At 69.2% G+C, this 26,240-nt stretch carries 23 protein-coding genes and 2 pseudogenes; 4 read left to right on the top strand and 21 right to left on the bottom strand.

All coding sequences use genetic code 11. The features are described from left to right. Positions 1-4 precede the first annotated feature (4 nt). From nuoL to ADL12_RS29220, 12 genes are read right to left on the bottom strand one after another with little or no spacing between them, the layout of a single operon-like run. Positions 5-1,963, bottom strand: coding sequence for an NADH-quinone oxidoreductase subunit L (gene nuoL, locus ADL12_RS29165; protein WP_062706918.1), 1,959 nt, complete (start codon positions 1,961-1,963; stop codon positions 5-7). Positions 1,964-1,978: 15 nt separating this feature from the next. Continuing rightward, positions 1,979-2,278, bottom strand: a complete 300-nt coding sequence (gene nuoK / locus ADL12_RS29170) for an NADH-quinone oxidoreductase subunit NuoK (RefSeq protein ID WP_003998919.1) — start codon at positions 2,276-2,278, stop codon at positions 1,979-1,981. After that, the gene (locus ADL12_RS29175; RefSeq protein WP_062706920.1) at positions 2,275-3,117 is read right to left on the bottom strand and encodes an NADH-quinone oxidoreductase subunit J; all 843 of its coding nucleotides are present in this window, start codon (positions 3,115-3,117) and stop codon (positions 2,275-2,277) included. Before ADL12_RS29175 ends, nuoK begins: the two co-directional genes overlap by 4 nt. Further along, complete coding sequence (gene nuoI / locus ADL12_RS29180) at positions 3,114-3,755, bottom strand: NADH-quinone oxidoreductase subunit NuoI (protein ID WP_062706921.1); 642 nt, start codon at positions 3,753-3,755, stop codon at positions 3,114-3,116. The genes ADL12_RS29175 and nuoI overlap by 4 nt, the downstream gene beginning before the upstream one ends. Then, positions 3,748-5,112, bottom strand: a complete 1,365-nt coding sequence (nuoH, locus tag ADL12_RS29185; RefSeq protein WP_062706923.1) for an NADH-quinone oxidoreductase subunit NuoH — start codon at positions 5,110-5,112, stop codon at positions 3,748-3,750. Before nuoH ends, nuoI begins: the two co-directional genes overlap by 8 nt. Beyond that, complete coding sequence (locus tag ADL12_RS29190) at positions 5,109-7,613, bottom strand: NADH-quinone oxidoreductase subunit G (RefSeq protein ID WP_062706925.1); 2,505 nt, start codon at positions 7,611-7,613, stop codon at positions 5,109-5,111. The genes nuoH and ADL12_RS29190 overlap by 4 nt, the downstream gene beginning before the upstream one ends. Continuing rightward, positions 7,610-8,959 carry an NADH-quinone oxidoreductase subunit NuoF gene (nuoF, locus tag ADL12_RS29195; protein ID WP_062706928.1) on the bottom strand — a complete coding sequence of 450 codons (1,350 nt, stop codon included), beginning with the start codon at positions 8,957-8,959 and terminating at the stop codon, positions 7,610-7,612. The genes ADL12_RS29190 and nuoF overlap by 4 nt, the downstream gene beginning before the upstream one ends. Then, positions 8,959-9,831, bottom strand: coding sequence for an NADH-quinone oxidoreductase subunit NuoE (gene nuoE / locus ADL12_RS29200; protein WP_062706930.1), 873 nt, complete (start codon positions 9,829-9,831; stop codon positions 8,959-8,961). The genes nuoF and nuoE overlap by 1 nt, the downstream gene beginning before the upstream one ends. Then, positions 9,828-11,150: an NADH-quinone oxidoreductase subunit D gene (locus tag ADL12_RS29205; RefSeq protein ID WP_062706932.1), complete on the bottom strand. Its 1,323-nt coding sequence runs from the start codon at positions 11,148-11,150 to the stop codon at positions 9,828-9,830. Before ADL12_RS29205 ends, nuoE begins: the two co-directional genes overlap by 4 nt. Then, positions 11,147-11,908 (bottom strand): NADH-quinone oxidoreductase subunit C, encoded by a 762-nt coding sequence (locus tag ADL12_RS29210; protein ID WP_062706934.1) that lies wholly within the window; start codon positions 11,906-11,908, stop codon positions 11,147-11,149. Before ADL12_RS29210 ends, ADL12_RS29205 begins: the two co-directional genes overlap by 4 nt. Next, positions 11,905-12,459: a NuoB/complex I 20 kDa subunit family protein gene (locus tag ADL12_RS29215; RefSeq protein ID WP_003998928.1), complete on the bottom strand. Its 555-nt coding sequence runs from the start codon at positions 12,457-12,459 to the stop codon at positions 11,905-11,907. The genes ADL12_RS29210 and ADL12_RS29215 overlap by 4 nt, the downstream gene beginning before the upstream one ends. Before the next feature lie 13 nt (positions 12,460-12,472). Further along, positions 12,473-12,832, bottom strand: a complete 360-nt coding sequence (locus tag ADL12_RS29220; protein WP_033319564.1) for an NADH-quinone oxidoreductase subunit A — start codon at positions 12,830-12,832, stop codon at positions 12,473-12,475. A 713-nt stretch (positions 12,833-13,545) separates the two neighbouring features. Between ADL12_RS29220 and ADL12_RS29225 the strand changes: the two genes are divergently transcribed. Continuing rightward, on the top strand, positions 13,546-14,373 hold the full coding sequence (locus ADL12_RS29225) for a C40 family peptidase (protein ID WP_062706936.1): 828 nt from the start codon (positions 13,546-13,548) through the stop codon (positions 14,371-14,373). 75 nt (positions 14,374-14,448) lie between these two features. Here ADL12_RS29225 and ADL12_RS29230 read toward each other — a convergent pair whose 3' ends face one another. Further along, positions 14,449-16,275: a hydroxysqualene dehydroxylase gene (locus ADL12_RS29230; protein WP_062706938.1), complete on the bottom strand. Its 1,827-nt coding sequence runs from the start codon at positions 16,273-16,275 to the stop codon at positions 14,449-14,451. A gap of 107 nt (positions 16,276-16,382) precedes the next feature. Between ADL12_RS29230 and def the strand changes: the two genes are divergently transcribed. Further along, the gene (def, locus tag ADL12_RS29235; protein ID WP_062706941.1) at positions 16,383-17,009 is read left to right on the top strand and encodes a peptide deformylase; all 627 of its coding nucleotides are present in this window, start codon (positions 16,383-16,385) and stop codon (positions 17,007-17,009) included. 11 nt (positions 17,010-17,020) lie between these two features. Here the strand turns inward: def and ADL12_RS29240 are convergent, their stop codons facing one another. Continuing rightward, positions 17,021-18,328, bottom strand: a complete 1,308-nt coding sequence (locus tag ADL12_RS29240; RefSeq protein WP_062706943.1) for a geranylgeranyl reductase family protein — start codon at positions 18,326-18,328, stop codon at positions 17,021-17,023. A 98-nt stretch (positions 18,329-18,426) separates the two neighbouring features. On the opposite strand from ADL12_RS29240, the gene ADL12_RS29245 reads away from it, so the two are divergent. Both ADL12_RS29245 and ADL12_RS29250 read left to right on the top strand, forming a co-directional pair. Beyond that, complete coding sequence (locus ADL12_RS29245; RefSeq protein ID WP_062706944.1) at positions 18,427-18,933, top strand: GNAT family N-acetyltransferase; 507 nt, start codon at positions 18,427-18,429, stop codon at positions 18,931-18,933. Between the two features lie 131 nt (positions 18,934-19,064). Continuing rightward, positions 19,065-19,403, top strand: coding sequence for a PASTA domain-containing protein (locus ADL12_RS29250; protein WP_279617176.1), 339 nt, complete (start codon positions 19,065-19,067; stop codon positions 19,401-19,403). Here ADL12_RS29250 and ADL12_RS29255 read toward each other — a convergent pair. The 7 genes and pseudogenes from ADL12_RS29255 to ADL12_RS29285 all read right to left on the bottom strand — a co-directional run bounded on the left by ADL12_RS29255 (position 19,390) and on the right by ADL12_RS29285 (position 26,183). Continuing rightward, complete coding sequence (locus tag ADL12_RS29255) at positions 19,390-20,085, bottom strand: demethylmenaquinone methyltransferase (protein ID WP_062706945.1); 696 nt, start codon at positions 20,083-20,085, stop codon at positions 19,390-19,392. The two genes, ADL12_RS29250 and ADL12_RS29255, sit on opposite strands and share 14 nt — an antisense overlap. Positions 20,086-20,128: 43 nt before the next feature. Next, a pseudogene (locus ADL12_RS29260) lies at positions 20,129-20,878 on the bottom strand (acyltransferase family protein); the annotation flags it as partial. A gap of 97 nt (positions 20,879-20,975) precedes the next feature. After that, a pseudogene (locus tag ADL12_RS29265) lies at positions 20,976-21,185 on the bottom strand (hypothetical protein); the annotation flags it as partial. 47 nt (positions 21,186-21,232) lie between these two features. Then, positions 21,233-21,838, bottom strand: coding sequence for an imidazolonepropionase-like domain-containing protein (locus ADL12_RS29270; RefSeq protein ID WP_062706947.1), 606 nt, complete (start codon positions 21,836-21,838; stop codon positions 21,233-21,235). 7 nt (positions 21,839-21,845) lie between these two features. Next, a complete protein-coding gene (mqnC, locus tag ADL12_RS29275) occupies positions 21,846-23,060 on the bottom strand; it encodes a cyclic dehypoxanthinyl futalosine synthase (protein WP_062706948.1) in 1,215 nt (404 codons plus the stop codon). A 94-nt stretch (positions 23,061-23,154) separates the two neighbouring features. Beyond that, positions 23,155-23,886, bottom strand: coding sequence for a prepilin peptidase (locus tag ADL12_RS29280; RefSeq protein ID WP_062706949.1), 732 nt, complete (start codon positions 23,884-23,886; stop codon positions 23,155-23,157). Then, complete coding sequence (locus tag ADL12_RS29285) at positions 23,886-26,183, bottom strand: protein kinase domain-containing protein (protein WP_062706950.1); 2,298 nt, start codon at positions 26,181-26,183, stop codon at positions 23,886-23,888. Before ADL12_RS29285 ends, ADL12_RS29280 begins: the two co-directional genes overlap by 1 nt. Between the last annotated feature and the right edge of the window lie 57 nt (positions 26,184-26,240).

The following is a 26,240-nucleotide window of genomic DNA, read 5'->3' on the forward strand; positions in this document are numbered from 1 at the left end:
GGTATCAGACCGCCCTCATCAGCAGGGTCGCGGCGATGAGGATCGCCGCACCGCCGAACATCGAGACCGCGTACGACCGCGCGAAGCCGTTCTGCAGCCTGCGCATCCGTCCGGACAGGCCGCCCATCGAGGCCGCCGTGCCGTTGACGACGCCATCGACCAAGGTGTGGTCGACGTACACCAGGGAGCGCGTGAGGTGCTCGCCACCGCGCACGAGGACGACGTGGTTGAAGTCGTCCTGGAGCAGGTCACGCCGGGCGGCCCGGGTGAGCAGCGACCCGCGCGGGGCGACGACCGGGACCGGGCGGCGGCCGTACTGGGCGTAGGCGAGGGCGACGCCGATGACCATGCATGCCACCGTCGCGCCGGTGACCACTCCCGCGCTGATCGGCGGGTTGCCGTGGGCGTGCCCGGTGATGGGCTCCAGCCAGTGCACGAAGCGGTCGCCGATGCTGAAGAACGCACCGCCGGCCACCGACCCGACAGCCAGGACGATCATCGGGATGGTCATGACCTTGGGCGACTCGTGCGGGTGCGGCATCTCGCCCGGGTGCACCTCGATACCGGGCTCGATGCTCGGCGCCTTGTCCGGGTCGGGCGCCGGCTGCCACCGCTCCTCCCCGAAGAACGTCATCAGCATCACGCGCGTCATGTAGAACGCCGTGATGGCGGCGCCCAGCAGCGCGCAGCCGCCCAGGATCCAGCCCTCGGTCCCACCCTTGGCGAACGCCGCCTCGATGATCTTGTCCTTGGAGAAGAAGCCGGACAGACCCGGGAAGCCGATGATGGCCAGGTAGCCGAGGCCGAAGGTGACGAAGGTGATCGGCATGTACTTGCGCAGGCCGCCGTACTTGCGCATGTCGACCTCGTCGTTCATGCCGTGCATGACCGAGCCGGCGCCGAGGAACAGCCCGGCCTTGAAGAAGCCGTGCGTCACCAGGTGCATGATCGCGAAGACGTAGCCGATGGGACCGAGGCCCGCGGCGAGGATCATGTAGCCGATCTGCGACATGGTCGAGCCGGCCAGCGCCTTCTTGATGTCGTCCTTGGCGCAACCGACGATCGCACCGAACAGGAGCGTGACGGCACCGACGATGGTGACGACCAGCTGCGCGTCCGGCGCGGCGTTGAAGATGGCGCCGGAGCGGACGATCAGGTAGACGCCCGCGGTCACCATGGTCGCGGCGTGGATGAGGGCCGAGACCGGGGTCGGGCCCTCCATCGCGTCCCCGAGCCAGGACTGCAGCGGTACCTGGGCGGACTTGCCGCAGGCGGCGAGCAGCAGCATCAGACCGATGACGGTGAGCTTGCCCTCGCTCGCGTCACCGACCAGGCCGACCTCCTCGTGGCTGCCGAGCACCGGCCCGAAGGCGAAGGTGCCGAACCACAGGAACATCAGCATGATCGCGATCGACAGGCCCATGTCGCCGACGCGGTTGACCAGGAAGGCCTTCTTCGCGGCGGTGGCGGCGCTGGGCTTGTGCTGCCAGAAACCGATCAGCAGGTAGGAGGCGAGACCGACGCCCTCCCAACCGACGTACAGCAGCAGGTAGTTGTCGGCGAGGACGAGCAGCAGCATCGCCGCGAGAAACAGGTTCAGGTAGCCGAAGAAGCGGCGGCGGCGCTCGTCGTGCTCCATGTACCCGACCGAGTACAGGTGGATCAGCGAGCCGACGCCGGTGATCAGCAGCACGAACGTCATCGACAGCTGGTCGAGGCGGAAGGCGACGTCCGCCTGGAAGCCCTCGACCGGGATCCAGCTGAACAGGTGCTGGGTGAGGGTGCGGTGTTCGGCGTCCTTGCCCAGCAGGTCGGCGAAGAGGATCACGCCGAAGACGAAGGAGACGAACGACAGGAGCGTGCCGATCCACTGGCCGACGGCGTCGAGACGCCGGCCGCCGCACAGCAGTACGGCCGCTCCGAGCAATGGCGCCGCGACCAGCAGCGCAATCAGGTTCTCCACGATTCTTCCGACCCCTTAGAGCTTCATCAGGCTGGCGTCGTCGACCGAGGCCGAGTGGCGGGAACGGAACAGCGACACGATGATCGCGAGCCCGACCACGACCTCCGCGGCGGCGACGACCATCGTGAAGAAGGCGATGATCTGGCCGTCGAGATTGCCGTGCATCCGGGAGAACGCGACGAGCGTCAGGTTGCAGGCGTTGAGCATGAGCTCGATGCACATGAAGACGACGATCGCGTTGCGCCTGATCAGCACGCCGGTGGCGCCGATGGTGAACAACAGGGCGGCGAGATAGAGGTAGTTGACGGGGTTCACTTCGACGCCTCCTCGGGCCGCTTGAAGGTCGACGGCTCGATCGCGGTCCGCTCCAGCCGCTCCTCCGCGCGCTGCTCCAGGGCCCTGAGGTCGTTGAGCGCCTCGGTGGACACGTCACGGATCTGGCCGCGCTCGCGCAGCGTCTTGCTGACCGTGAGGTCGGAGGGGGTGCCGTCGGGCAGCAGGCCCGCGATGTCGACCGCGTTGTGCCGGGCATACACGCCGGGTGCCGGCAGCGGCGGGACGTGCTTGCCTTCGCGGACGCGCTGTTCGGACAGTTCGCGCTGGGTCTTGGCGCGCTCGGTGCGCTCGCGGTGGGTGAGCACCATGGCGCCGACGGCGGCCGTGATCAGCAGGGCACCGGTGATCTCGAAGGCGAACACGTACTTGCTGAAGAGGAGGACCGCGAGGCCCTCCACATTGCCGTTCGCGTTCGCCTGGGCGAGGCCGTTGAACTCCGTGATCGAGGCGTTGCCGATGCCTGCGACCAACAGGATGCCGAAGCCCAGGCCGCAGAGAAGGGCCAGCCAGCGCTGGCCCTTGATGGTCTCCTTCAGGGAGTCCGCGGCCGTGACGCCGACGAGCATCACCACGAACAGGAACAGCATCATGATCGCGCCCGTGTAGACGACGATCTGCACGATGCCCAGGAAGTAGGCGCCGTTGGCGAGGTAGAAGATCGCCAGGATGATCATGGTCCCGGCCAGGCAGAGCGCGCTGTGCACGGCCTTCTTCATGAAGACGGTGCACAGGGCGCCGATCACGGCGACGGTGCCGAGGATCCAGAACTGGAAGGCCTCTCCGGTGGAGGTGGAGTAGGCGGCGAGCTGCTCGGTCATCGGCCGATCACCTTCTCGGACGCCGGTGCGTCCTCGCCGAAGGTCGTGGCGGCCTCCTGCGGGACCTCGCCCTTGGAGAGGGCCACTTGCCGCTCGGTCCCAGGCGCGGCCTCCGTCACCAGACCCCGGTAGTAGTCCTGCTCGTCCGTCCCCGGGTAGATGGCATGGGGGGTGTCGACCATGCCGTCCTCGAGTCCGGCGAGCAGCTGCTCCTTGGTGTAGATGAGGTTGGCGCGGCTGGAGTCCGCGAGCTCGAACTCGTTCGTCATCGTCAACGCGCGCGTGGGGCACGCCTCGATGCACAGCCCGCACAGGATGCAGCGGGCGTAGTTGATCTGGTACACGCGGCCGTACCGCTCGCCCGGCGAGTAGCGCTCCTCGTCGGTATTGTCGGCGCCCTCCACATAGATGGCGTCGGCGGGGCAGGCCCAGGCGCACAGCTCGCAGCCGACGCACTTCTCCAGGCCGTCCGGATGGCGGTTGAGCTGGTGCCGTCCGTGGAAGCGGGGAGCGGTGGTCTTCTGCTGCTCCGGGTACTGCTCGGTCAGCCGCTTCTTGAACATGGCCTTGAAGGTCACGCCGAAGCCTGCGACTGGGTTCATGAAACCGGGCTTGGTCTCCTTGGCCTCCTCAGCCATCGGACGCCTCCTTTCCATCCAGAGATCCGTCACTCTGAGTATCGGGCCCACCACTGACAATCAGCTCCCGCTCGCGGCGCGGGCTGCGCCGCGGCACCGGCGGAAGCTCCTGTCCGGGCAGTGGCGGTACGGGGAATCCGCCCGCCATCGCGTCGAAGCCGGCGGGCTCCTCGGCGGCTTGCGCGCCCGCCTTCGTCCGCTCGCGGAACATGTCCGCGACGAAGGAGAGGAGGAGCAGCGCGAGTACGCCGCCACCGACGTAGAGGGCGATGTCGGCGAAGTCGTAGTTCTCGTTCCGGAGAGTCCGCACGGTCGCGACGAGCATCAGCCAGACGACGGAGACCGGGATGAGGACCTTCCAGCCGAGCTTCATCAGCTGGTCGTAGCGGACGCGGGGCAGCGTGCCGCGCAGCCAGATGAAGAAGAACAGCAGCAGCTGGACCTTGATCACGAACCAGAGCAGCGGCCACCAGCCGTGGTTCGCGCCCTCCCAGAAGGTGCTCACCGGATACGGCGCCCGCCAGCCGCCCAGGAAGAGCGTCACGGACACCGCCGAGACCGTCACCATGTTCACGTACTCGGCGAGCATGAACATCGCGAACTTGATCGACGAGTACTCGGTGTTGAAGCCGCCGACCAGGTCGCCCTCGGACTCCGGCATGTCGAAGGGGGCGCGGTTGGTCTCGCCGACCATCGTCACGATGTAGATCAGGAAGGAGACCGGCAGCAGCACGATGTACCAGCGGTCCTGCTGCGCCTCGACAATCGCCGACGTCGACATCGACCCGGAGTAGAGGAACACCGAGGCGAACGCGGCGCCCATCGCGATCTCGTACGAGATCATCTGCGCGCAGGAACGCAGGCCGCCGAGCAGCGGGTAGGTGGATCCGGAACTCCAACCCGCCAGCACGATGCCGTAGATGCCGACCGAGGCGACCGCGAGGATGTAGAGCATCGCGATCGGCAGGTCGGTGAGCTGCATGGTGGTGCGGTGGCCGAAGATCGAGATCTCGTTGCCGGCCGGGCCGAAGGGAATCACCGCGATCGCCATGAAGGCCGGGATGGCCGCGACGATCGGCGCGAGGACGTAGACCACCTTGTCCGCGCGTTTGACGATGACGTCTTCCTTGAGCATCAACTTGATGCCGTCGGCGAGCGACTGGAGCATGCCCCAGGGGCCGTGCCGGTTGGGGCCGATGCGCAGCTGCATCCAGGCCACGACCTTGCGCTCCCAGACGATGGAGAACAGCACGGTCACCATCAGGAAGGCGAAGCAGAACACCGCCTTGATGACGACCAGCCACCAGGGGTCGCGGCCGAACATCGAGAGGTCTTCAGCAGCGAGGAAAGGGCTCATGCCTCCACCTCCTGAGGGGCCTCGGACGTGAGGGTCGCCGGGCCGATGCGGACGAGTGAGCCGGGCAGCGCGCCAGTGTCGGAGGCGACGCCACCGCCCACGGAGTTCAGCGGGAGCCACACCACCCGGTCGGGCATCTCCGTGATCTGCAGCGGGAGTTCGGCGACTCCTGCGGGGCCGGTCACGGCAAGGACGTCGCCGTCCTTGACGCCGGCCTCGGCGGCCGTGGCGGCCGACAAGCGCGCGTGCGCGGCGTGCCGGGTGCCGGCGAGCGCTTCGTCGCCCACCTGCAGGAGGCCCTGGTCGAGCAGCAGCCGGTGCCCGGCCAGGACGGCCTCACCGGCGGCCGGTCGCGGCAACTGGGCGGCGATCTCCAGGGGGTCGGCGGCCCGCGGTCCGTCCCAAGGGCCGAGCCGGTCGATCTCCGCGCGCGTGGTACGCAGATCCGGCAGACCCAGGTGTACGTCCATGGCGTCGGCCAGCATCTGCAGCACGCGCGCGTCGGACGGGGCCAGGCGGCGGGTCATCTGGTCGGGCTTGAGCGCGGCCTCGAAGAACCGCACCCGGCCCTCCCAGTTGAGGAAGGTTCCTGGCTTCTCGGCGACGGCCGCGACAGGCAGCACGACGTCGGCGAGCTCGGTCACCTCACCGGGCCGCAGCTCCAGTGACACCACGAAGCCGACCTCGGCGAGCGCCTCACGCGCGCGTGCCGGGTCGGGCAGGTCGGCGACCTCGACGCCCGCGACCAGCAGGGCCTGGAGTTCGCCGGTCGCGGCGGCCTCGACCATCTGGCCGGTGTCGCGGCCGTAGCGGTGCGGGAGTTCGGACACGCCCCAGACGGCGGCGACCTCCTCACGCGCGCGTGGGTCGGTCGCGGGGCGTCCGCCCGGCAGCAGCGACGGCAGCGCACCTGCCTCGAGGGCACCGCGCTCCCCCGCCCGGCGCGGGATCCACACCAGCTGGGCGCCGGTCGCGGACGCGGCCCGTACGGCGGCGGTGAGCCCGCCCTCCACAGCGGCCAACCGCTCACCGACGATGATCACCGCACCCTCGGTGCGCAGCGCCTCGGCGGCCTTCGCCCCGTCCCCCTCCAGGCCGACCCCGCCCGCGAGTGCGTCCAGCCACTCAGTCTCGGTGCCGGGAGCTGCGGGCAGCAGGGTGCCGCCGGCCTTCTCCAGACCGCGCGTGGAGTGCGTGGCGAGCGAGAAGACCCTCTGGCCGTGCTTGCGCCAGGCCTTGCGCAGCCGCAGGAAGATGCCGGGCGCCTCCTCCTCGGCCTCGAACCCGGCCAGCAGGACGGCCGGCGCCTTCTCCAGAAGGGTGTACGTGACGCCCGTACCGTCGAGGTCGCGGCCGTGACCGGCGACCCGCGCGGCGAGGAAGTCGGCCTCCTCGCCGCTGTGCACGCGCGCGCGGAAGTCGATGTCGTTGGTGTCGAGCGCCACGCGCGCGAACTTGCTGTACGCGTAGGCGTCCTCAATGGTGAGCCGACCGCCGGTCAGGACACCGGTCCGGCCGCGTGAGGCGAGCAGCCCCTGGGCCGCGATCTGCAGCGCCTCCGGCCAGGAGGCCGGTTCGAGGTCGCCCTCGGCATTGCGCACCAGAGGAGTCTGAAGCCGGTCGCGCTGCTGCGCGTACCGGAACGCGAACCGCCCCTTGTCGCAGATCCACTCCTCGTTGACCTCGGGGTCGTTCGCCGCGAGGCGCCGCATCACCTTGCCGCGCCGGTGGTCGGTGCGCGTGGCGCAGCCGCCGGAGCAGTGTTCGCAGACGGACGGCGACGAGATCAGGTCGAACGGGCGGGAGCGGAACCGGTACGCCGCCGAGGTCAGCGCGCCGACCGGGCAGATCTGGATGGTGTTGCCGGAGAAGTACGACTCGAAGGGGTCGCCCTCACCGGTGCCGACCTGCTGCAGCGCGCCCCGTTCGAGCAGTTCGATCATCGGGTCGCCCGCGATCTGGTTGGAGAACCGGGTGCAGCGGGCGCACAGCACGCACCGCTCGCGGTCGAGCAGCACCTGCGTGGAGATCGGCACGGGCTTCTCGAACGTCCGCTTCTTTCCGTCGAAGCGGGATTCGGCGTGGCCGTGCGACATGGCCTGGTTCTGCAGCGGGCACTCGCCGCCCTTGTCGCAGACCGGGCAGTCCAGCGGGTGGTTGATGAGCAGGAGCTCCATCACACCCTTCTGGGCCTTCTCGGCGACCGGCGAGGTGAGGTGGGTCTTCACGACCATGCCGTCCGTGCACGTGATCGTGCAGGACGCCATCGGCTTGCGCTGTCCCTCCACCTCGACGATGCACTGGCGGCAGGCGCCGGCGGGGTCGAGGGCTGGGTGATCGCAGAAGCGGGGGATCTCGATGCCGAGTTGCTCGGCGGCCCGGATGACCAGGGTGCCCTTGGGCACGCTGATCTCCACACCGTCGATGGTCAGCGAGACGAGATCTTCCGGCGGGACCGCCGCCTCTCCCCCTCCGGAGGGAGCGCTGGTGGTCACAGTCATGCGTTCACCTCCGTGCGGTGGTCGGCCCAGGCCGTCGACTTGGCCGGGTCGAAGGGGCAGCCGCGGCCCGTGATGTGCTGCTCGTACTCCTCGCGGAAGTACTTCAGCGAGGAGAAGATCGGCGAGGCGGCACCGTCGCCGAGAGCGCAGAAGGACTTGCCGTTGATGTTGTCGGCGATGTCGTTCAGCTTGTCGAGGTCACTCATCACGCCCTTGCCGGCCTCGATGTCGCGCAGCAACTGCACGAGCCAGTACGTGCCTTCGCGGCAGGGCGTGCACTTGCCGCAGGACTCGTGGGCGTAGAACTCGGTCCAGCGGGTGACGGCGCGTACGACGCAGGTCGTCTCGTCGAAGCACTGGAGCGCTTTCGTGCCGAGCATGGAACCTGCGGCGCCCACTCCTTCGTAGTCAAGAGGGACGTCGAGGTGCTCGTCGGTGAACATCGGCGTCGAGGAGCCGCCCGGTGTCCAGAACTTGAGGCGATGGCCGGGGCGCATTCCGCCGCTCATTTCGAGGAGCTGGCGGAGTGTGATGCCGAGCGGTGCCTCGTACTGGCCGGGGCTCGCGACGTGGCCGCTGAGCGAGTAGAGCGTGAAGCCCGGGGACTTCTCGCTGCCCATCGACCGGAACCACTCTTTGCCCCGATGCAGAATCGCGGGAACCGACGCGATCGACTCGACGTTGTTCACAACAGTCGGGCAGGCGTAGAGACCTGCCACCGCAGGGAAGGGGGGACGAAGCCGCGGTTGACCACGGCGGCCTTCGAGCGAGTCGAGCAGTGCGGTCTCCTCACCGCAGATGTACGCGCCGGCGCCGGCGTGCACGGTGAGTTGGAGATCGAGGCCACTGCCCAGGATGTTCTCGCCGAGGTAGCCCGCCGCGTAGGCCTCGCGCACGGCCTCGTGCAACCGCCTCAATACGGGGACGACTTCACCACGCAGATAGATGAAGGCATGCGAAGACCTGATGGCATAACACGCGATGACAATGCCCTCGATGAGGCTATGCGGGTTCGCGAAGAGGAGCGGAATGTCCTTGCACGTTCCGGGCTCCGATTCGTCGGCGTTGACAACTAGATAGTGCGGTTTTCCATCACCCTGGGGAATGAACTGCCATTTCATTCCCGTCGGGAATCCCGCGCCGCCGCGCCCACGCAGACCGGAGTCCTTGACGTACGCGATCAGGTCGTCCGGCGACATGGCGAGCGCCTTGCGAAGTCCCTCGTATCCTTCGTGCCTTCGGTAGACGTCCAGCGTCCAGGACCTGTCCTCGTCCCAGAAGGCCGACAGCACGGGTGCGAGCAGCTTCTCGGGGCTGGTGTCTTTCAGCTCGGGTGCCAAGGTCATCACTCCCCCTCCTCGGCCGTAGGCCCTGCCGGGTGGGCGGGGTCGGATACCGATGTGTCCTGCGGCGCGTCATGCGAACTGAGGTGCTCGGCCGGAGACGGCTCGTGCACCGCCCTGTCCTGCGGCTCGTCGTGCGGGCCGCCGTCCCGCGGATGGACCACGCGCGCGGGCCCGGCCTCTCCCTTGGCCAGGCGGAGGCCCACCAGCGAAGCCGGTCCCGCACTGCCGCTTGCCTCGACGGCCCCGGGCCGCTCGTCGGGGAAGCCGGCCAGGATCCGCGCGGTCTCCTTGAAGGTGCACAGCCGCGCCCCGCGCGTCGGCTCGACGGTCCGCCCCGCGCGCAGGTCGTCGACGAGGCGCTTGGCGCTCGACGGGGTCTGGTTGTCGAAGAACTCCCAGTTGACCATCACGACCGGCGCGAAGTCGCAGGCCGCGTTGCACTCGATGTGCTCCAGGGTGACCTTGCCGTCGTCGGTGGTCTCGCCGTTGCCGACGCCCAGGTGCTCCTGGAGCTCCTCGAAGATCGCGTCACCGCCCATCACCGCGCACAGCGTGTTGGTGCAGACACCCACCTGGTAGTCACCGCTCGGCTTGCGCCGGTACATGGTGTAGAAGGTGGCGACCGCGGTGACCTCGGCCGTGGTCAGGTGCAGCATGTCCGCGCAGAACTGCATCCCGGTGCGCGTGACATGTCCCTCCTCCGACTGCACGAGGTGCAGCAACGGCAGGAGGGCGGACCGGGAGTCCGGGTAGCGGGCGATGAGGTCGCGCGCGTCCCTCTCCAGCCGTTCTCGAACGTCGTCCGGGTATGCGGGCGCGGGCAGTTGGGGCATGCCCAGGCTGACGCCCCGCTCCGAAGAAGAGGTGGTCACCGGTCGACGCCTCCCATCACGGGGTCGATGGACGCGACGGCGACGATGACGTCGGCGACCTGGCCGCCCTCGCACATCGCCGCCATGGCTTGCAGGTTGGTGAAGGACGGGTCGCGGAAGTGGACCCGGTAGGGGCGGGTGCCGCCGTCGGACACGGCATGCACCCCGAGCTCGCCCTTGGGCGACTCGACGGCCGCGTACGCCTGTCCCGGCGGGACGCGGAAGCCCTCGGTGACCAGCTTGAAGTGGTGGATCAGGGCCTCCATGGAGGTGCCCATGATCTTCTTGATGTGGTCGAGGGAGTTGCCGAGCCCGTCCGGTCCCAGGGCGAGCTGGGCGGGCCAGGCGATCTTCTTGTCGGCGACCATGACCGGGCCGGGCTGTAGCCGGTCCAGGCACTGCTCGACGATCCCGAGCGACTGACGCATCTCTTCCAGCCGGATCAGGAAGCGCCCGTAGGAGTCGCAGGTGTCGGCGGTCGGGATCTCGAAGTCGTACGTCTCGTAGTCGCAGTACGGCTGCGCCTTGCGCAGGTCGTGCGGCAGGCCGGTGGAGCGCAGGATCGGGCCGGTGGCGCCGAGGGCCATGCAGCCGGCCAGGTCGAGGTAGCCGACGTCCTGCATACGGGCCTTGAAGATGGGGTTCCCGGTGGCGAGCTTGTCGTACTCCGGGAGGTTCTTCTTCATCTTCTTCACGAACTCGCGGATCTGGTCCACCGCGCCGGGCGGCAGGTCCTGGGCGAGTCCGCCGGGGCGGATGTACGCGTGGTTCATCCGCAGGCCCGTGATGAGCTCGTAGATGTCGAGAATCATTTCACGATCACGGAATCCGTAGATCATGATCGTGGTGGCGCCGAGTTCCATGCCGCCGGTGGCGATGCACACCAGGTGGGAGGAGAGCCGGTTCAGCTCCATCAGGAGCACCCGGATGATCTTGGCGCGCTCGCTGATCTGGTCCTCGATGCCGAGGAGTTTCTCGACGGCGAGACAGTAGGCGGTCTCGTTGAAGAAGGACGTCAGGTAATCCATGCGCGTCACGAACGTGGTGCCCTGCGTCCAGGTCCGGTACTCGAGGTTCTTCTCGATGCCGGTGTGGAGATAGCCGATGCCGCAGCGGGCCTCGGTGACCGTCTCGCCGTCGATCTCCAGGATCAGGCGGAGCACTCCGTGGGTGGAGGGGTGCTGCGGGCCCATGTTGAGGACGATGCGCTCGTCGTCGGCGCGGGCCGCGGCCTGGACGACCTCGTCCCAGTCGCCGCCGGTGACCGTATATACGGTGCCCTCGGTGGTCTCACGGGCAGATGCTGACTGCGTGCTCACGAGTACGACCTCCGCTGGTCCGGAGCCGGGATCTGGGCGCCCTTGTACTCGACGGGGATGCCGCCGAGGGGGTAGTCCTTGCGCTGCGGGTGGCCCTGCCAGTCGTCCGGCATCATGATCCGCGTCAGGGCGGGGTGACCGTCGAAGACGATGCCGAAGAAGTCGTACGTCTCGCGCTCGTGCCAGTCGTTCGTGGGATACACGGAGACGAGCGACGGGATGTGCGGGTCGCTGTCGGGGGCGCTGACTTCGAGGCGGATCAGCCGATTGTGGGTGATCGAGCGCAGGTGGTAGACGGCGTGCAGCTCGCGGCCCTTGTCGCTGAGGTAGTGGACGCCGCTGACGCCGGTGCACAGTTCGAAGCGCAGGGCCGGGTCGTCGCGCAGGGTCTGGGCGACGCGGAGCAGGTGCTCGCGTTCGATGTGGAAGGTGAGTTCGCCGCGGTCGACGACCGTCTTCTCGATGGCGTTCTCGGGGAGGAGTCCCTGTTCCTCCAGGGCGCCCTCGAGTTCGTCGGCGACCTCGTCGAACCAGCCCCCGTAGGGGCGGCTCGCCGCTCCCGGGAGCCGGACCGAGCGGACCAGGCCGCCGTAGCCGGAGGTGTCGCCGCCGTTGTTGGCGCCGAACATGCCGCGCTGGACGCGGATCTCCTCGCCGCCCTGGCCGCGCTGGCCCGGGAGGTTGGAGGCGCTGAGGTCCTTCTCGGGGTTGACCCCGTTCGACCCGTTCGCCCCGTTGGTGCCGTTGGCGTCGCTCACCGCAGCAGCCCCTTCATCTCGATCGTGGGCAGGGCCTTGAGCGCCGCTTCCTCCGCTTCCCGGGCCGCCTCCTCGGCGTTCACGCCGAGCTTGGAGGTCTGGATCTTCTGGTGGAGCTTGAGGATGGCGTCCATCAGCATCTCGGGCCGTGGCGGGCAGCCCGGGAGATAGATGTCGACCGGGACGATGTGGTCGACGCCCTGGACGATCGCGTAGTTGTTGAACATGCCGCCCGAGGAGGCGCAGACCCCCATGGAGATGACCCACTTGGGGTTCGGCATCTGGTCGTAGACCTGCCTGAGCACCGGCGCCATCTTCTGACTGACCCGGCCGGCGACGATCATCAGGTCGGCCTGGCGCGGGGATCCGCGGAAGACCTCCATACCGAAGCGCGCCAGGTCGTAGCGGCCGGCGCCGGTGGTCATCATCTCGATGGCGCAGCAGGCGAGGCCGAAGGTGGCCGGGAAGACAGACGCCTTACGCACCCAGCCTGCGGCCTGCTCGACGGTGGTCAGCAGGAATCCGCTCGGCAGCTTTTCTTCGAGTCCCATGTCTTAAGGCCCCTCAGTCCCATTCCAGGCCGCCGCGCCGCCATACGTACGCGTACGCGACGAAGACGGTGAGCACGAAGAGCAGCATCTCCACGAGCCCGAAAACACCCAGGGCGTCGAAGGTGACGGCCCAGGGGTAGAGGAAGACGATCTCGATATCGAAGATGATGAAGAGCATCGCCGTCAGGTAGTACTTGATCGGGAAGCGCCCGCCACCGGCCGGCGTGGGGGTCGGCTCGATGCCGCACTCATAGGCCTCGAGCTTGGCCCGGTTGTACCGCTTCGGACCGATCAGCGTGGCCATGACCACGGAGAAGATCGCAAAGCCTGCCCCGAGGGCTCCCAGTACGAGGATGGGCGCATACGCGTTCACCGCTCCTCGCTCCTCTCAGTCGGCACTGACTGCTGGCGGTTGCACTGGGCCCACAGCCGCCTCACCAGTTCCACGAACCCCGCTCGTCCCGGCGAAGATCGAGAACATGTGAAGCAGGTCACAAGCCCAACTGCCTCGCATCTTATGCCCGTGACTCTGTGATCTGCGACACGGGGTATTACACAAGCTTTGTGATCTCCACCACCTGACGAAGGATCATGAAGCCGGAAGAGCGGCGATCTTCGCACGAGAAGCGTTCAGGTGATCACCAGAGGTGACATTTCCACTCATCGACGCAGCTCGGAGGGGTCGTCTCAATATCAAGAGAGTTCCCTTGCATGCAAATTGGTGCTGGACGAGATGTCTTGGTAGAGGCGTGCATTCACACATGAGAGGGAGCCTCGGAGCGGGATGTGGACGCGTGCACGCATTCACGAGCGACACGGGGCGGGGTTCGAGCACGGGACGCGCACACTGCTGTAACCGTTGCGTGACCTCTGCCACACCGATACGAGACCCGGAGAACCGGGCTTGGCCACCGGTCCCAACAAGTGGTAAGCGGCGGGCAATTCGGACTTAATGATGAAAGTCCGTGATCACGGGCGGGATGGAGAGGGTCCGCAATGTCCGTTACGGCGTCAATAAAGAGCGGCACGCCGGGAAATTGGGGCGGCGATTGAGTAACTGTGGCGCAGCACACGTTTCTTGAAGGTATGGAGGAGCCCCTGATACCGGTTGTTCTCATGCCCCACACCGCTCACATACGTAGCCACCGGAAGCCCCGCCGCGGCGCATCGACGACCATCGCGATGCGGGCCGGAGTTGCCGGTGGCGTCCTCAGCATGGCAGCGGCAGGTGCTGCGGCCACGGCGAACGCCGCCGAGCCGGTTACGCAGACCATCGAACTGCCCACCCTCACGGGTGACCTGGCCGACCAGCTCGCCCAGTCCGCAGACGCCACTCAGCTGGCGGCTGCGAACTACGAGCTCGACGCCGAGCGTGACGCGGCCGCCGCCGCGGCGGCCAAGGAAGCCAAGAAGGACCTCGCCGAGGCCAAGAAGAAGGCCGAAGCGAAGAAGAAGGCCGAGGAGGCCCGTCGGGCCGCCGCAGAGGCCGCCGCCTCGCGCAGCACCGAGCGGGCCACTCTGTCCGCCTCCGCGAGCACGAGCGTGGCCGCTCCCGCCAGCGGCAGCGTCGGGACGGTCATCTCCTTCCTCCAGGCGCAGGTCGGCGACGCGTACGTCCTGGGTGCCGCCGGCCCCAACGCGTGGGACTGCTCCAGCCTGGTCCAGGCCGCGTTCAAGCAGGTCGGCGTCGACCTGCCGCGGGTCTCGCAGGACCAGTCGATGGCCGGAACCGACATCCCGCTCTCGCAGATCCAGGTCGGCGACATCCTGTACTGGGGCGGCAAGGGCTCGGCGTACCACGTGGGCGTCTACATCGGTAACGGCCAGTACCTGGACGCGGCCAACCCCTCCAAGGGCGTCGTCATCCAGGACCTGTCCGGATACCCGGCGTCGGGCGCGGTGCGCGTCCTCTGAGTCGCAGAGATCGCCGGAAGGGCCGCAGCCGCTCGGGGGCAGCGGCCCTTCTGGCTCATTCCAGGTCGAACCGTCTCATCCCAGGTCGAAGGTGTTGGGCAGGCCCAACTTGTAGCGCACCTCGTCGACCCGCTTCAGCGGCTCCAGCTCCGGGGGCCGGTACAGCTCCCAGATCCGGCAGCGCTCGGTGTCCGAATCGTCCGCTTCCAGGAGGGCGTTGACGGCGAGGCGGGCGGATTCATTGGCGCCCTCCATCGTCGCCAGGTCGACGTCCGTGCGGACGTAGTCACCCGCGAGGAAGAAGTTCGGGACCTTCGTGTGGGCCGTGGGGCGGTTGTAGAAGGTGCCTGTGGGGTGGATGAGGAGCTGTTCGCGGTTGCGCGGATCGGGGCCGCCGAGGCCCGTCACCGCCGGGTCCATGAACCAGCCGAGTCGGTCCTCGTCCCGGAGCGTGGCCTTGCCGGCGTCGTTCAGGCCGTCCTTCAGCTGAGCCCAGAGTTCGGCGACGACCTCCTCCTTGGTGCACTCCTTGGCCGTCTTGCCGTACAGGATGCCGGGCTTGTCCCATTCCGAGATGATCGCGGAGAGGCAGTCGTGGGCCCTGCCGTCGCCGTAGTCGCGCGAGAAGTCCCGTCCGTCCCAGAACTGGGCCTGGCCGATGCCGGTCACCGACCAGGGTGAGTCGAGGCAGTTGATGTGGCCGTGCACGACCGGTGTCGGCGTGCGCAGATAGAACATCACGCCGGTCATCCAGTCCGTCTGCAGCGCGTCGCACTTGGCGAGCTGCGGGTCGGCCGCGCGCAGGGCGGGGCCCCACGTCACGCGTGCGTGCTCGACGGGCAGCGCGGAGATGTAGTGGTCGGCGGTGACGGTGCGTTCGTCGGCGCCGTCGCGGGCCGAGACGCGGACGCCGGTCACCCGGCCGCCGTCGTAGAGGACCTCGCGGGCCTGGGTGCCGAGGACGAACTGGACACCGAGGGAGCGCAGGTGGGTCTCCCAGGGGTCGATCCAGGCCTCGCTGGTGGGGGCGTTGAGGATGCGGTCGATGTCGGCGTCGCCGTCCATGCCGCGGCCGAGCAGGCCCCACAGGAGCAGGGCCTCGATGATGACGCGGCCGACGGTTCGGGTGGACGCCACCTCCGCGCGCGTGGCGACCAGATTGCGGGTCTGGCCGATGCCGAGAACCGTGCGGTACTCCTCGCTCATCTCCTCGGCGCGGATGAAGTCCCACCACGCGACTTTCTCCCAGACCTCCTCGCGGCGGGCGTCGCAGCTGGTGAGGTGGACGAGGAGGCGGTCGGCGAAGTAGGCGACCTCGTGGGCCGGGAGGCGGGTGCCGAGGTCCAGCACCGAGAGGATCTGGTCGCGTATCCAGCCGAGGGTGAGGTCGCCGGGGCCGGGCGGGGTGGTGGCGCGGCGGAGCGGGAAGTGCAGGTCGGGGCGGCCGCCGGAGCGGGCGAACAGGGCCTCGGTGCCGCTGCGGAGGTTGTCGTGGACGCCGTTCGCGTTGCCGGGGACGGGGATGCGGCGCATGGTGTCCGGCAGGTTCCGGTAGAAGCCGGGGAAGAAGCGGAAGCCGTGCTCGGCGGGGAGGTCCGCGCGGCCGCCGGCCGCCGTGCCGGGGACGGGCATCGAGCGGGCCTTGCCGCCGAGGGTGTCGTAGTACTCGTAGACGGTGACGGCGTAGCCGCGTTCGGCGAGTTCGTGGGCGGCGCTCAGGCCGGAGACGCCGCCACCGAGGACGGCGACGCGTTTGCCTGTCGCGGCCCTCGCGCTGCCGGCCGGCCATAAGGCGAGAGCGCCGGCCACTCCCCCGGCACCGGCCAGAAAGCGTCTGCGAGTGTGGCCGGATGGCGTGTGACCTGTCTTCTCCTGGGGCTCCTGCGTGTGTTCTGTTGTCATGAGTCCGTGAGGGTAGGGAGGGTCCGCGGAGGTCGGAAGCCCGTTTCTTCGCCGGCCACAGCATCCTCACAACACGCGACAGCACAAGGACACAAGGAGAGACAGCGATGCCCAGCGTTTTCGTGCAAGGCAGGCCCGTCGAGTCGTATCCGCCGCTCGCGCCCGAGGCCCGGCGTGGGTCGGTGCGCAGGATCACCGAGGTGGGCGAAGAGGTGCTGCACAAGCCGTGCCGGGACGTCACCGAGTTCGGGCCCGATCTCGCCGCGCTCATCGACGACATGTTCCTGACGATGTACGTCGCCGACGGGGCGGGACTGGCGGCGAACCAAGTCGGTGTCGATCTGCGGCTGTTCGTGTACGACTGCCCGGACGACGACGGGGCCCGGCATGTCGGGCACATCGTGAACCCGGTGCTGGAGCCACTCGACCCGGCCGGGCGCAGGCTGCTCGACGACAGCGAGGGCTGCCTCTCCGTGCCGGGCGCGGTGATGGACGTGCCGCGTCCGGACCGGGCCGTGGTGCGCGGGTACGACAGGGACGGCGAGCCGCTCGTGATCGAGGGCACGGGGTACTTCGCGCGGTGCCTCGCCCACGAGACCGACCACGTGGGCGGGCACGTCTACCTGGACCGGCTCTCCAAGCGTGAACGCAAGGACGCGCTGCGGCAGGTGGCGGACCGGCGGGAAGAGGTCTTCGCACGCCGGGCCGCCAACGTCGAGGCCCTCAACGGGTAGTCACCGCCGGGTCAGGCCTTCGGCGCCACCTTGCTCAGCCCGTTGATGATCCGGTCCATCGCGTCGCCGCCCGTCGGGTCGGTGAGGTTGGCCAGGAGCTTCAGGGTGAACTTCATCAGGAGCGGGTGGGTCAGGCCGCGCTGGGCCGCGATCTTCATGACCTTCGGGTTGCCGATGAGCTTCACGAAGGCGCGGCCCAGCGTGTAGTAGCCGCCGTAGGTGTCCTTCAGCACGCGCGGGTAGCGCTGGAGGGCGAGTTCACGGCCCGCGGGAGTCGACCGGGCGTGGGCCTGGACGATGACGTCGGCGGCGATCTGGCCGGACTCCATGGCGTAGGCGATGCCCTCGCCGTTGAAGGGGTTCACCAGGCCGCCGGCGTCGCCGACCAGCAGCAGGCCCTTGGTGTAGTGCGGTTGGCGGTTGAAGGCCATGGGCAGGGCGGCGCCGCGGATCGGGCCGGTCATGTTGTCCGGGGTGTAGCCCCAGTCCTCGGGCATGGAGGCGCACCAGGCCTTCAGGACCTCACGCCAGTCCAGCTCCTTGAAGGAGTCGGAGGTGTTCAGGACACCGAGGCCGACGTTCGACGTGCCGTCGCCCATGCCGAAGATCCAGCCGTAGCCGGGCAGGAGGCGGTCCTCGCCGGGGCCACGGCGGTCCCACAGCTCCAGCCAGGACTCGAGGTAGTCGTCCTCGTGGCGGGGGCTTTCGAAATACGTCCGTACGGCCACGCCCATCGGGCGGTCCTCGCGGCGGTGCAGGCCCATCGCCAGGGACAGGCGGGTGGAGTTGCCGTCGGCGGCGACGACCAGCGGCGCGTGGAAGGTGACCTCGCGCTTCTCCTCGCCGAGCTTGGCGTGGACGCCGGTGATGCGACCGGTGCGGTCGTCGATGATCGGGGCGCCGACGTTGCAGCGCTCGTAGAGGCGGGCGCCGGCCTTCTGGGCCTGGCGGGCGAGTTGCTCGTCGAAGTCGTCGCGCTTGCGGACGAGGCCGTAGTCGGGGAAGGAGGCGAGGTCGGGCCAGTCCAGCTGGAGGCGCACGCCGCCGCCGATGATCCTGAGCCCCTTGTTGCGCAGCCAGCCGGCTTCCTCGGAGATGTCGATGCCCATCGCCACCAGCTGTTTGACGGCGCGCGGAGTCAGGCCGTCACCGCAGACCTTCTCCCGCGGGAACTCGGTCTTCTCCAGCAGGAGTACGTCGAGGCCGGACTTGGCCAGGTGGTACGCCGTCGTGGCGCCGGCCGGCCCCGCGCCCACGACGATCACATCGGCGGTGTTCTCGGAGAGGGGGGAGGAGAGTGGCTCGGTCACGACAGTCACGGCGGGATCTCCCCAAGTTCGAAATCTGTGTGCCGACCGGCACTGGACATGGGCAGTCTATTCAGCAGCATTGATCACCCGGCTGAAGGGCTGCCTCCGTGAACCGAGCTCTCCCTGTCGTACGGCTCCGTGTCCCCACCGATGAGGACGCCGTCGCCTGGCATCGGGTCTTCGCCCACCCGGATGTCATGGAGTTCCACGGCGGCAGGGCGGCGGAGCTGTCCGTCTACGAGGAACTCACCGCCCGCCAGCGCCGGCACGACGCCGAGCGCGGGTTCTGCCTGTGGACCATGCTCGACGAGGACGAGCAGGTCATCGGCTTCACCGGAGCCCAGCCGTGGGAGCGGGCCTGGGGGCCCACGGGTGAGATCGAGATCGGCTGGCGGCTGGGGCGGGAGCACTGGGGCAAGGGGTATGTCACCGCCGCCGCGCAGGTGACGCTGGAGCGGGTGCGAGCGGCCGGGGTTCCGAGCGTGGTGGCGATGGTCGACGCCCGCAACGAGCGGTCGATCGCGGTGACGCGGCGGCTGGAGATGCGGCTCGCCGAAGTGTTCACCACCCCGGATGCGCGGCACCAGGGGCACTGCTACCGGCTCGATCTGTGACGCCGAATCCACCACTCTTCATCCACCACTCTTCGTGACTCTGAGTAACAGACTGCTACAGAAAGGTACTTGACGCTTCCGGACGACACCTCCGGGCGGTTACCCTGCCAGTACCGCTGGGGGTGACATCTGTGCGTATAACACCCAAAACGCCCGAGGTGCGGGTGCCGAAGCTCGTCGGTCTGATGGCCATGGACGCACGCGAGGCTGCGAAGTCGCACGGCCTGCTCCTCAACGCACCGGACCGGCCGGACTTCCACCTCACCGTCGTCGACTACGTCGTACGCCAGTACCCCCAGCCCGGTGCCGAGGTGCCGCGGGACTCCCTGGTCTACGTCTGGTTCGACTTCGGCGAGGGTGAGGGCGGCGGAGGCGTACGCGAGCCACGCATCCCGCGGCCGCCCAAGGGCGGGCTGGAGCGCGAGCTCGACGAGCCCGGAGACCCGTACCCCGTCGTCAGCTCTGCTTGAAGCCCCGGTGCAGAGCCACCACCCCGCCCGTCAGGTTCCGCCAGGCCACCTTCGACCAGCCGGCCTTGCGCAGGCGTTCGGCGAGGGCCGGCTGGTCGGGCCAGGCGCGGATCGACTCGGCGAGGTAGACATACGCGTCGGGGTTCGAGGACACCGCGCGGGCGACCGGGGGCAGGGCGCGCATCAGGTACTCGGTGTAGACCGTGCGGAAGGGCGCCCAGGTCGGGTGCGAGAACTCGCAGATCACGACCCGGCCGCCGGGCCGCGTCACCCGGTACATCTCGCGCAGGGCGGCGTCGAAGTCCTGGACGTTGCGCAGCCCGAAGGAGATGGTGACCGCGTCGAAGGTGTCGTCCCGGAACGGCAGCCTCGTCGCGTCGCCCGCCGTGAGCGGCAGCCACGGGTGCTTCTTCTTGCCGACCTGGAGCATGCCGAGGGAGAAGTCGCAGGGGACGACGTACGCGCCCGTCTGCGCGAAGGGCAGGGACGAGGTGGCCGTGCCGGCCGCCAGGTCGAGGACCTTCTGCGCGGGGCGGGCGTCGACCGCCTTCGCCACCTCCTTGCGCCACACGCGGTCCTGGCCGAGCGACAGCACGTCGTTGGTCAGGTCGTACCGTTCCGCCACGTCGTCGAACATCGAGGCGACTTCGTGCGGCTGCTTGTTCAGGGAAGCGCGGGTCACGTGCTCATTCTTGCAGCAGCCCGCACGGAAGCAGCCGAGGCCCTCACGGAACGAGCCTGGGCTTCTTCTTCCCGGCCACGTCCTCCACCCAGCCGCAGAGCAGGACGAACAGCGCGATCAGGATCCAGCCGATGCCGAACATGAACCACTGGCTCTCCAGCGGCAGGTACTTCTCGAACACGGGCACGTTCCAGAACTGGTCGATCAGCGGGACGGCGAGGATGAGGGCGATCTCGTGCCAGAGGTAGATCGTGACCGCGCGCGCGTTGAAGACGGTGACGAGGCGGTCCGTGCGGCGCGTGAAGGCGTACCAGCCGCCGTACGCGATCGCCACGAGAGACAGGGCGGCGACGGCGAACGGCTTCAGCCGCCGCAGGACGCCGTCGCGGTGCGCGAAGCCGAGGATCCAGCAGAAGAGGAACGTGGCCAGGTCGGTGAGCGCGCTGCCGAAGCGGTTGTCCGGGGGCTCCCATGCGAAGTGGAGGACGAGGATCGGGCCCAGCGAGAGCAGCAGCACCGCCACCGGGGCCAGGCGGAACACCCGCAGCAGCAGGGGGCAACAGGACGAACCAGAGGTACGTGCGCAGGTACCAGAGGATCTCCCAGGCCTGCCGGCCCCACGCGTTGCCCGGCGGGTCGCCCAGCGGCACGATCCAGTAGACGATCTGCCGGCCCGGCATCCACCCGTGGACCAGCATCGCAAGGGCCACGAAAAGGCCCCAGAACCAGAAGGGCGGCAGGAGCGGCGCATCCGGCTTCTCACGACCTTCGGCGCGGGCCGCTCCAGGGGCTTTGGGTGTCGAAGTAACGGTCACGTACGCCGACCGTCGGCGGAGTAGCCTGCACCGCCACCCTGCTGTGCGCTCCCATCAGCTCCCCCGCCGGCGTCAGGAGTGGATGAGGACCAGGTACATCATCTGGCGGTTGGCGAGTTGCTGGAGCGGCATCATCAGCAGGTAGCGGTACTTCTCCCGGTCCAGGCGGAAGGCGTACGCCGCGCACAGCGGCTGCACGCCGAGGACCGCCAGCCAAGCCAGCAGGGCCGCCGTGAAGTCGACGAAGATCATCGAGTAGACGGTGAAGACGTCGATCAGCGGCGCGCTGTGGTTGATCGCGCCCACGCGGCGGAGCCCCTGAAGGGCGCGCCTCAGCGCCGTCGGTACACCAGTCGCCCGGCGACGACGGTCGCCACGCACGTGGCCGCGCCGCGCTCGGCCAGTTCCGTCTCGTCTGGTACGTCGAACACGGCGAACCTCGCGGCGGACCCCTGCTCCCTCGGGGGCGCGAACTCCGCCGGCATCCCGCAGGCGTACGGATCGAGGGACGCCGCTCCGCCGGGCCGTCCGAGCCGGCCCACGACCCCCAGGCCGGAACGGTGCACGGCGTCGCGCACCGCGCGGTTGTGCATCGACTCGCAGGCCGCCGCGACCGTGCCGTGCGCCAGCATCCGCTGCACCCCGCGCCGGGCGCTCGCGCCCCAGCGGGCATCGTCCATGGAGAGTGCCGCCAGCGCGTCCCCCGTCAGCGGCTCGGTGCCCAGCTCGTCGGCCTCGCGCGGATCGGGGTGGTACGTCTCCTCGAGCAGTTCCGTGCCGTACAAGTTCACGAATCCGGGCGTGAGGATGCCGGGCCACTGACGCACCCGCGCCCGCGGATGGGCCGCGACCAGTTCCGCCAACGGCCCCGCGTCGGCGATCCACTCGCCCTTGACGACGAGCGCGTGGCCCCGGGAGTCGGCGTGAATCGTCAGCACAGGCAGGTCAGTTGGAGGCGAGGATCTTCAGTTCGGGATGCGCCGTACCGCCCGCGATGGCGGTGGACGAGATGTGGGACGCGACCCGCTCGTCGACGGGGTCGTTCGCCGGGTCGTCGTGCACCACGATGTGCTCGTACGTCGTCGTCCGCTGCGCCGGCACCCGCCCCGCCTTGCGGATCAGGTCGATGATCTCCAGCCGGTTGGAGCGGTGCTTGGCGCCGGCCGAGGAGACGACGTTCTCCTCCAGCATGATCGAGCCGAGGTCGTCGGCGCCGTAGTGCAGCGACAGCTGGCCGATCTCCTTGCCGGTGGTCAGCCAGGAGCCCTGGATGTGCTGGATGTTGTCCATGAACAGCCGCGCGATGGCGATCATCCGCAGGTACTCGAAGATCGTGGCCTGCGTACGGCCCTTGAGGTGGTTGTTCTCGGGCTGGTAGGTGTACGGGATGAAGGCCCGGAAGCCACCCGTCCGGTCCTGGACGTCACGGATCATCCGCAGGTGCTCGATCCGCTCGGCGTTGGTCTCGCCCGTGCCCATGAGCATCGTCGACGTCGACTCGACACCGAGGTTGTGCGCCGCCTCCATGATCTCCAGCCAGCGCTCGCCGCTCTCCTTCAGCGGGGCGATGGCCTTGCGCGGCCGCGCGGGCAGCAGCTCGGCGCCGGCGCCCGCGAAGGAGTCGAGGCCGGCCTCGTGGATCCGGGTGATGGCCTCCTCGACCGACACACCGGAGATCCGGGCCATGTGCTCGACCTCGCTCGCCCCCAGGCTGTGGATGACGAGCTGCGGGAACTCCTTCTTGATGGCGGCGAAGTGCTTCTCGTAGTACTCCACGCCGTAGTCCGGGTGGTGGCCGCCCTGGAACATGATCTGGGTGCCGCCCAGCTCCACCGTCTCAGCGCAACGCCGCAGGATGTCGTCCAGGTCGCGGGTCCAGCCCTTGGCCTGGTCCTTGGGGGCCGCGTAGAAGGCGCAGAACTTGCACGCCGTGACGCACACGTTCGTGTAGTTGATGTTGCGCTCGATGATGTACGTCGCGATGTGCTCGGTGCCCGCGTACTTGCGGCGGCGTACGGCGTCGGCGGCGGCGCCCAGCGCGTGCAGCGGGGCGTCGCGGTAGAGGACGAGCGCTTCCTCCGGGGTGATGCGTCCGCCCGCTGCGGCACGGTCGAGGACGGCTGTGACATCGAACGACGTGAGGTCGGCCTTCTCGGTCACCGGGACGTCCCTTTCGTCAAGGGGTTGGACGGACCGAACCAGCCTACGCCAGGCGTTTTGGACGACCGACCTCAGGCCGCGCCCACGCCGCCGGTCACGCCGCGTACGCCCCGATCAGCAGCCCCACGAACGCCCCGCCGATCAGGAACGGCCCGAACGGGATCGCCGACTTGCGCCCGGCCCTGCGCAGGATCACGAGCGCCCAGCCGTAGAGCGCGCCGGACAGGAACCCGGCGAAGGTGCCGAGCATGACCGTCGACCAGCCGTACCAGCCCAGCGCCGCCCCCGCCCCGAGCGCCAGCTTCACATCGCCGAAGCCCATGCCGCCGGGGTTGACGAGGTACAGCACGTAGTAGCCGGCGCCGAGCGCGAGCGCGGCCCACAGGGCGGTGGGCCAGTCACCGGCGTGCTCGGGGACGAGGGCGACCAGGCCGAGCAGCGCGAGCGCGGCGCCCGCGAGCGGGAGGGTCAGCGGGTTCGGCAGCCGCCGTACCCGGAAGTCGACGACTGTGAGCAGTACGCCGACGGGCGCCAACAGCAGCCAGACGACCAGCTCGGGCCGGGTGTCCGTGGCGGCGGCGAGGGCGGCGCAGACGAGGGCGGTGACGGTGGCGAGCATCGGGGCGCCGGGGCCGTACGGCGTACCGGTCCCGCACTGCCCGCACCGCGCCCGCCCGATCCACCCCCCGATCGGATGCCCGCCCGGACACCGCTCCCGCCACTCCTCGTCCTCCGGAGCGGAGAACCGATAGGCGGCCCGCGGCAGCAACGCCCCCGCCACCGCGCCCCAGAGCGCGGCGACGAGGACCAGCAGGGCGGTGCTCATCAAACGGCCGGCAGCGCGTAGATCGCCGGGCCGTTCGTCACCATCAGGCGGTTGCCGGCCAGGGCGATCTGCCATGGGTCACCGTGGTCCTCGCTGACGGTGAAGGTCCAGCGCAGCTTGCCGGTCCTGGCCTGGAGGGCGACCACGCCGCCGTCCAGCGAGCCGGTGGCACCGTAGAGGGTGGCGCCCGCCTTCAGGAACGTCTCCGGGCCCTCGACGTCGAGTTCGTCGCAGAGCCAGATCCGCTTGCCGGTCTTCACGTTCACGGCCCAGACACCGTCGTCGTAGTCGCTCGCGTAGAGCACGCCGTCGAGGACGGTCGGGCTCTTGAAGCCGCGGCGGCCGTTGGGGGACAGCGTCCAGACGATGGCGCCCGTGTCCGCGTCCACGGCGGTGAGCCTGTTGCCCGGCAGGAAGACCAGGCCGGCCGCGACCGTCGGACGCCAGCTCCAGTCGTCGCCGATCTTCTTGGTCCACAGCTGTCCGCCGGTGGCGGTGTCCCGGACCGTGAGGTTCTTCTTGGAGTCGGTGTAGACGAGGTACTTGCCGGATGCGGTGCCCTCCACGTCGTAGTCGTCGGTGCCCCAGTCGCGCTTCTGCACCCACACCTTCTTGCCGGTGGTGTGGCTGATCGCGGCGACCGCCGTGCGGTAGTCGGTGGCGCTCTTGGAGTCGCCGTAGTCGGAGGCCGTGACGTACACGTTCCTGTCGTCGATGGCGAGCGTGTCCTCGACGGACAGCTGCTTGCCGAGCCGGCTGCGCCAGGCCTCCTTGCCGGTCCGCACGTCGTGGGCGACGAGTACGCCGTCGTAGTCGCCGTCGGACAGGAACACTTTGCCGCCGCGGAAGAGCAGCGGGGCGCCGGGGCGGCAGATCTCCGGCTTGGACCAGCGGGCCTTGCCCGTCTTCACGTCGTACGCCACCAGCGGGTCGCCGCTGACCAGGAGCAGGCCGTTGTGGACGAGCAGCGGTACGGCGGGGTTGGTGCTGTCCTCCGCGACCGTCTTGCGCCACAGCGGCTGGGGCGCGACTCCGGCCGGCGGGGTCGAGAAGTTCTCCGCGGCGGGCTGGGCCGAACCGCCCTCGCCGTCCGCGCCCGTTGACGCGTCGGACGTGTCGGACGTGCCGGAGTCCCTTCCGAGCCACCACGCCGTGCCCCCACCCACCGCCGCGACCGCCGCCGCACCGCCGAGCGCGAGCCCGAGGGCGCGGCGCCGGGACGGGGCGGCGGTGGAACCGGCCTGGGGGGAGCCCAGTTGGACCGTGCCGGGTTGCGGGGTGCCGGGAGCGGGCGGGTAGCCGTATCCCGGCGCGGGGCTGCCGCCGGGAGGGGTGCCGTATCCCGACGGGATCGTCGGCGCCGGCCCGAAGGACGCGGCCGGCTGCTGAGGCTGCTGCTGTGGTGCCTCCAGGTCCAGGATCCCCGCGGCATGTGTGGCGATGGTGGACGCCACCGCCGACGGCAGCCAGTCGCTCAGCACCCCTTCGACGCCCTCTGGCGCCAGTGCCGCGACGATCTCGGCGGGAGCCGGCCGCTGCGCCGGGTCCTTCATCAGACAGGCACGGACCAGTCCGAGCAGGGACGGCGGTACATCCGTCAGGTCCGGCTCCCCGTGCACGACCTGGTACAGCAGCGCCGCGTGCGAGGCGGCACCGTCACCGAAGGCGCTGCGCCCGGTCGCGGCGAAGGCCAGTACCGCGCCCAGCGAGAAGACGTCACCGGCAGGCCCCACGTCCTGCCCCAGCGCCTGCTCCGGCGGCATGTAGCCAGGCGAACCGACCACAACTCCCGTCTGCGTCATACGGTTTCCGTCCACCGCACGCGCGATGCCGAAGTCGATGACACGCGGGCCGTCGGCGGCCAGCAGGACGTTCGAGGGCTTGAGGTCACGGTGGATCAGGCCCGCGGCGTGGACCTCCTGGAGGGCGGCGGCGAGTCCCGCGGCCAGGGCGCGGACCGTGCGCTCCGGTAGCGCCCCGTGCGCGGTGACCACATCGGTGAGGTCGGGACCGAGCACGTACGACGTCGCCAGCCACGGCAGCGCGGCGTCCGGGTCGGCGTCCACGACGGGGGCGGTGTAACGGCCGGAGACCGCCTTGGCTATGTCGGCCTCGTGCCGGAAACGGCTCCGGAAGTCGGCGTCCGCCGCCAGATCCGGGCGGATCACCTTCACGGCGACGGTACGGCCTCCGGGAGAACGGGCCAGGTACACCCGCCCCATGCCGCCGGCACCGAGTCTGCGCAGCAGCCGGTAGCTGCCCAACTCCCGCGGATCGTCGGGCTGCAGTGTCTCCATGGTGGGCCTTCCCCGTCGTCATGCTCGCGTGAGCAGACACAGTAGAGGGTCCCCGCC

The sequence above is a fragment of the Streptomyces regalis genome (assembly GCF_001509475.1).
GTDB classification, from domain to species: Bacteria; Actinomycetota; Actinomycetes; order Streptomycetales; family Streptomycetaceae; genus Streptomyces; species Streptomyces regalis.

Coding starts and splice junctions, on each gene's coding strand:
- ADL12_RS29175 (WP_062706920.1), bottom strand. CDS start 3,117: ATGACCGAGCAGCTCGCCGCCTACTCCACCTCCACCGGAGAGGCCTTC.
- nuoI (WP_062706921.1), bottom strand. CDS start 3,755: ATGGCTGAGGAGGCCAAGGAGACCAAGCCCGGTTTCATGAACCCAGTC.
- nuoH (WP_062706923.1), bottom strand. CDS start 5,112: ATGAGCCCTTTCCTCGCTGCTGAAGACCTCTCGATGTTCGGCCGCGAC.
- ADL12_RS29190 (WP_062706925.1), bottom strand. CDS start 7,613: ATGACTGTGACCACCAGCGCTCCCTCCGGAGGGGGAGAGGCGGCGGTC.
- nuoF (WP_062706928.1), bottom strand. CDS start 8,959: ATGACCTTGGCACCCGAGCTGAAAGACACCAGCCCCGAGAAGCTGCTC.
- ADL12_RS29215 (WP_003998928.1), bottom strand. CDS start 12,459: ATGGGACTCGAAGAAAAGCTGCCGAGCGGATTCCTGCTGACCACCGTC.
- ADL12_RS29225 (WP_062706936.1), top strand. CDS start 13,546: ATGGAGGAGCCCCTGATACCGGTTGTTCTCATGCCCCACACCGCTCAC.
- ADL12_RS29230 (WP_062706938.1), bottom strand. CDS start 16,275: ATGACAACAGAACACACGCAGGAGCCCCAGGAGAAGACAGGTCACACG.
- def (WP_062706941.1), top strand. CDS start 16,383: ATGCCCAGCGTTTTCGTGCAAGGCAGGCCCGTCGAGTCGTATCCGCCG.
- ADL12_RS29280 (WP_062706949.1), bottom strand. CDS start 23,886: ATGAGCACCGCCCTGCTGGTCCTCGTCGCCGCGCTCTGGGGCGCGGTG.
- ADL12_RS29285 (WP_062706950.1), bottom strand. CDS start 26,183: ATGGAGACACTGCAGCCCGACGATCCGCGGGAGTTGGGCAGCTACCGG.